The sequence below is a fragment of the Oleiphilus sp. HI0067 genome (assembly GCF_001635735.1).
Genome location: NZ_LWFI01000283.1, coordinates 1 through 730 on the forward strand (window position 1 = coordinate 1; position 730 = coordinate 730).

Here is a 730-nt window from a genome sequence, read left to right on the forward strand (position 1 = left end):
TCTTAGTTCAGCGGCTAGCGCAAACTTGTTGTTGGTCAATGTTGAAGGGCGCGTTCACCAATTTGTTCGTAGTGAGTTCAAAGTTAAGCCAACGGCGCATTGGGTGAGTCATTGGCCGATCTTAGCGAGTGGCTTATTTCAATAGCCATAATTTAGGTTGTTGGGGCGAGAAGCGCTCGTGCTTGATCGAAGAGTGCGGGCGAACTTATCAATAAGTTCTGATCATAAATGGCCGCAGGAATATGAGCTGGAACTTCACTGAAATGGCCGCAACGTGCGCCTGCTTCTATAGCAATGACACGTGCCGCGGCAAAGTCCCATGGGCTTAAAGATTCAAAGTAAAAATCATGGCGGCCGCACGCAACCCAACAAATATCTAAGGCAGCACTGCCTAAACGACGTAAGTCTTGGCATTTTTCGAGCATAATGGTCACGCGTTCGAGTATCGGAGGAAGCGTGCTTTTGTCATAGGGGAAGCCCGTTGCAAAGACTGCTTTACGAAAATTTTGTTGGCCACTTATGCTTATAGCCTCTTCGTTGAGAGTTGCGCCGGCACCCTTTAATCCGCAAAACATTTCATCTAGGAACGGGTTGTATACGACCCCGCATTGCACATCTCCATCGCAAGCAAATGCAATACTGACTGCGACCATCTGCTGTCCGTGGGCATAGTTGACGGTTCCATCTATGGGGTCGATGATCCAAATTGGACTGCTTAAATCATGCCCGA

At 48.4% G+C, this 730-nt stretch carries 1 protein-coding gene; it reads right to left on the reverse strand.

Translation table 11 applies throughout. From position 1 onward, the window contains the following. Positions 1-152: 152 nt before the first annotated feature. A partial coding sequence (locus A3739_RS03515) for an inositol monophosphatase family protein (protein ID WP_197472017.1) occupies positions 153-730 on the reverse strand: 578 nt, incomplete at its 5' end.